4 protein-coding genes are annotated in these 5,512 nt (G+C 34.6%); all 4 read right to left on the reverse strand.

The features are described 5' to 3' along the window. A partial coding sequence (locus N2201_07230) for a YCF48-related protein (protein ID MCX7785990.1) occupies positions 1–1,770 on the reverse strand: 1,770 nt, incomplete at its 3' end. A 379-nt stretch (positions 1,771–2,149) separates the two neighbouring features. Next, positions 2,150–3,358, reverse strand: a complete 1,209-nt coding sequence (gene kbl, locus N2201_07235) for a glycine C-acetyltransferase (protein MCX7785991.1) — start codon at positions 3,356–3,358, stop codon at positions 2,150–2,152. 95 nt (positions 3,359–3,453) lie between these two features. Further along, positions 3,454–4,560: an alcohol dehydrogenase catalytic domain-containing protein gene (locus N2201_07240; protein ID MCX7785992.1), complete on the reverse strand. Its 1,107-nt coding sequence runs from the start codon at positions 4,558–4,560 to the stop codon at positions 3,454–3,456. A gap of 180 nt (positions 4,561–4,740) precedes the next feature. Next, entirely contained in the window at positions 4,741–5,424 is a 684-nt protein-coding gene (gene deoC / locus N2201_07245) for a deoxyribose-phosphate aldolase (GenBank protein ID MCX7785993.1), read from the reverse strand. Between the last annotated feature and the right edge of the window lie 88 nt (positions 5,425–5,512).

A 5,512-nucleotide genomic window follows, 5' to 3' on the forward strand; every position in this document is an offset into this window, starting at 1 on the left:
AGTATAAACGCTCCAGCCATAAATTCCATAAGACATATCAGTCCAAGTCACGCCGGCATTAGTGCTTTTATAAAGAGCCGGTCCGGATTGTTGTTCACCGCCGACATAAATTGTATTTGGATTAGAAGGGTCAATAGCAATTGAATAGCCGAACGATTGATTCGGTATTATAGAAATTATTGACCAAGTACTACCGGCATTTGTGCTTTTAGCAACTGCCATCTTCTCAGTTTGTGCTAAAGTGTCATAATAAGTTCCTACAATATAAATTACCGCAGGATTATTAGGACTAATAATTAGTTTTTGTGCCCAGAAATAATCATCCAAGTAGATTTCTGTCCAACTTTGCCCACCATTGGTTGATTTATTAAGAATGTTATAGTAAAGAGCATAAACAATATTAGGATTATCAGGTGCAACACCTAATGAATAAATATAATTGGAACCAGTAAATTCAGGCAGTCTTGTCCAATTCATTCCCATATTAGTGCTTTTATATATAGCATCATTATCAACTGCTAAATAGATTGTATTGGGTTGAGATGGTGCTAATGTAAAATAATTAATTGTGGTAGCATACAGACCTGAATTAACCGATTGCCAAGATGTTCCGGCATTAGTGGTTTTATAACAGCCGATTTCAGTACCAGCATAGATAATTGAAGATGATGTTAGGTCAACTAACAAATTTCTTATATTATAACCAGATATACCGGAGCCTGTTGGATTCCAAGTTTGACCAGCATCGGTGCTTTTATATACATTACCTTCATAAGAACCAGCGTATACAATGTTAGGTGAATTCAAACTGAATTTTATTACCGGACATTCGCCGGAGAAATTAGTTAAAGTCCAACTTTGGCCGCCATTTGTGCTTCGGTAGATTCCATAATATGTCCCAACCAAAATTGTATTGGTCTGTGTTGGATGTATAGCAATTGATAAAACACCTTCACCGGATAAATTAGCGCTTATGTCAGTCCAACTTGTTCCACCATTAGTAGTCTTGTAAAGTTTAATACCATTGCCACTTGCACCACCTATATAAATAGTATTAGGAGAGGATGGATTGATTGCAATTGCCAAACTTACTCCATAAGTAGTTGAATCCAACATCCTTCCTGTCCAAGATGTTCCACCATTAGTGCTTTTATAATATGCCATGACATAATCGCCGTTATAATAATAGTCTGAAGCCCCCCAAACTATATTGGCATTGGTCGGGTCGACGGCTAATGCATAAATCCAATCATAGTCATTATCGCCAAAAGCAAATCGATGATAGGTCCACGATTGACCACCATTTGTGCTTTTGAAAATTATAGAGGAATCATTAAGACCAGTTGCATATAGAATATTAGGGTTTGTCTGAGCGATTGCCATTGAATTTACATAATATTCAATTGTGCCAACAACACTCCAATTTGTTGCATAATTGGTTGTTTTATAAATTTGACAAGGGTTGCTATTTGGTGAGAGATAAATTATTGATGGATTAGTAGGATGCATTACCATAGAGGTAACATTTGCGCCTTCAGGACCTAAAGCATCCCAATCAGTAAAATCTTGAACAGGATAAATGGGTTTATGTATCGTGTTGTTTTTCAAATTGCGGAGATACTGCTTGTGAGTATTTCTTTGAATGTAGGTGTGTCTATTAATTCTTAATCTTCGAATGTTATCATCGTAATAAGAAAACGGGAATGCTTTAATAGTACTAAATCCGATAATAGTTAATAACAACAAAGATAAATTTTTTTTACAAATCATTTTTTACTCCCTTCTGCGTCTTATTAAACGCAAAATTATTATTTTAGAAATACTATAATCCATTTTATATGCGTGTCAAGAAAAAGTTAAAAGATTTTTAAATCTTAAATATACTATAAGTCCAAATCGGTTTTATAATTAATTCATATTTCAATATTAATAATCTTAATTTATATTTTAATATTAATAATCAGTTTTGGTTAAATGCACTTAATATTTTTGGCCAGAGTACGATTTGGTGTAACTTCTTAGTTATGTAGTATTCTTTAAAGCATTCAATCGGACAATATTGGAGTTTATTCCAATTTTCTCTTGGGCAAGATAGTGATAAAATTATTTACTATAGTACTTTTTATAAGTTAGACAAAATCGTATCAATTTATTTTATTACATTATATTTTTTACCGACTTTAGTGAATGCTTCGATTGCTTTATCAATATGTTCTTTTTCATGAGCCGCAGAGATTTGGACTCGGATTCTTGCTTGTCCTTTAGGAACCACCGGATAGAAAAATCCAATCACGTAAATACCTTCATAGTATAGATCTCGGGCAAAATCTTGCGAAAGTTTTGCATCATATAACATAATTGGCACAATCGGGTGTATGCCGGGTTTTATGTCAAAACCGCGTTCAGTCATTTCTTTTCGAAAATACATCGTATTTCTTTCAAGTTTGTCTCGTAGAGCAGTTGTTTCGGAAAGCATATCAATTACTTGGACAGTTGTTGCTGCGATAATTGGTGAAAGGGTGTTAGAAAACAGATAGGGCCTTGACCGCTGACGAAGCATTTCAATAATTTCTTTTCTTCCTGATGTGCATCCTCCAGACGCACCACCCATTGCTTTACCAAAAGTTGTAGTGATTATATCTATTCTGTCCATTACACCACAATATTCGTGTGTTCCCCGACCTGTTTTGCCAATAAAACCAGTAGCATGAGAATCATCAATCATTACTAAGGCATCATATTTATCTGCCAGTTCACAAATATCAGGTAATTTTGCGATATCACCATCCATTGAAAAAACTCCATCAGTAGCAATCATTCGGAAACGGTGTTTTTGGGTATTCTTTAAGTGTTCTTCAAGTTCTTTCATATCAGAATGGGCATAACGAAATCTTTCGGCTTTACATAATCTAATGCCATCAATTACTGAAGCATGATTTAACTGGTCGGAAATTATAGCATCTTGTTCATTAAGCAAGGCTTCAAATAAACCGCCATTGGCATCAAAACATGATGAGTATAGAATTGTCGCATCGGTCTTAAGAAATTCACTGATTTTTCGTTCTAAAGTGCGGTGGATGTCTTGCGTTCCACAGATAAATCTAACAGATGACATTCCATAACCCCATTTATCAATCGCTTCACGGGCGGCTTGAAGAACTTTGGGATGACTGGATAATCCCAGATAGTTATTGGCACAAAAGTTTAAGACTTCTTTTGGCTCAGCACCAGAAGGATATTCAACTTTAATATCTGCTCCTTGAGGTGTTAAAATATATCTTTCTTCTTTATACAAACCTTGCTCTTTTACGGAATTTAATTCTTGTTGTAGATATTCTTGAAATCTTCCATATGCCATCAATACCTCCTATTAAGAAGAATACCAAAAATTAGTAAACAGGATGGAGATTACAAATAATTTGTTATCTCTTTTTATCTTACTTTTCATTGTATCTATTTTGGGGATGTTTCATTTTTATTTTCTTCTAAATCTTTTTTATCTAAGAACAGAACAATCTTTGCTGATTCCCTATTAGTCGCAGTTAGTTTGTCAAAAGCAATTTGAAAATCTTCTAATAACATAGTATCAGTAATCACAGGTTTAACATTAAGGCGGCCCGATGAAAGTAAATTTCGCACTCGATACCAGGTATCAAAGATTTTTCTGCCGGAGATACCGTGAATTTGAATTCCCTTAAAGACAATGTCATTATCATAGTCAATATTTACGATTTGATTAGGTGAAATGCCAAAAGCTGAGACGCGACCACCTTTGCGTACCATTTTAAAGGCATCAGTTATTGAGTCTTGATTGCCAACAATTTCTAAAGCAATATCCGCCCCAACACCATAAGTAAAATCTTTGATATAAGCAATTCTCTGCTGACGGTTGAGTTCTTTGACCGAGATGATATGGTCAGCACCGAGTGATTTAGCAATTGTCATCATTTTTTCTGACATACCGATTAAGAAGATCTTTGCAACACCACAACAACGAGCAATTGCTACTGCAAAAAGGGAAATCGGACCATCACCAGTAATGACCATTGATTTACCCGCCACATCTGCATCTTCTCCTAATACTGCATACAGAGCATTACCTAATGGTTCTTGAACAGCGGCAAGTTCGTAGGGAATATTTTTATCGTTGTGCCATAAAACTCGCTCGGGAATATTGATATATTCAGTAAATACGCCATTACGGTCAACACCTAAAATTTCCATTTGTTCACCAATGTGCCTTTGATTTAACAAAGCATTAAAATCTCTCGGAAAATAGATATGAGTTTCAGCAGAAACATAGTCACCTTCTTTCACACCTCGGACATTTTTACCGATTTTTTCAACAATACCGCACATCTCATGGCCCATAATTTGTGGCAGTTTCTTTTCACCAATTCTCTCTTGTGACCATTTATCCCAATTGTAGATATGAATATCGGTTCCACAGATTCCTACTGCTTTAACTTTTACTAAAACTTCATCATCTGCTATATTGGGAATCGCAACATCTAAGAGTTCAACACCTTTTTGAGGTTTGGTTTTAACAATTGCTTTCATATTATATTATTTATATTATAAGATATTAGTGAGCGTGAAACGAATGTTTTTATGTGATTTATTACTCTTTATATTGATATTCTTCGTTTCACTCATAATGACATTTATATATAAAATCATAAAATGTTTTATACTGGTCTCGTATTTTATTTTTATAGACTGTGGTGTCTGTTGTTCCATTTAGTAATTGAATTTGCCTTGTAGTTTATCTAATTTTTCGCCTTCCATAATCTGGACACCAGCGCTAGTGCCGATACGATTAGCGCCGGCTTTTATCATAGCAATCGCAGTCTTATAATCTCTAATTCCACCAGAGGCTTTAACTCCCATTTTTTTGCCAACAGTTTTGCGTAAGAGTTTAACATCTTCAACCGTTGCTCCACCTGTAGAGAATCCCGTAGAGGTTTTAACAAATTTGGCACCGACTTTTTTTGCAATCTTAGCAACTTTGATTTTTTCTTCATCAGTTAGAAGACATGTTTCCAAGATTGTCTTTACGCTAATAGGTTTAACTGCTTTTACGACACTTTTTATGTCATCTTCTATAAGTTTATAATTCTTTGACTTTACGGCCCCAATATTAATTACCATATCAATTTCATCAGCACCATTTTTAATCGCTTGTAATGCTTCTAAAACTTTGACTTCGGTTGTGGTAGCACCTAATGGGAATCCTACTGCACAGCCGACTTTGACTTTTGAACCTTTTAATAACATTGACGCTAATTTGACATAACAAGGGTTTACAAAAACTGTAGCAAATTTATACTGCTTCGCTTCTGCGCACAATTTCATAATGTCTTTTTCTGAGGCTTCGGGTTTTAATAAGGTATGGTCAATATATTTATTAAGATTTTTTATCATAGTTTGAACGCTTCCTTTCTTTTCTTGTTCGGTGTTTTTTATTATTTTTTACAGTTTCAACTTCAAATAACTTGGGAATTTTATAAAT

Source organism: candidate division WOR-3 bacterium (assembly GCA_026418155.1).
GTDB lineage: Bacteria > Hydrothermota > Tepidihabitantia > Tepidihabitantales > CAIPLT01 > JAOABV01.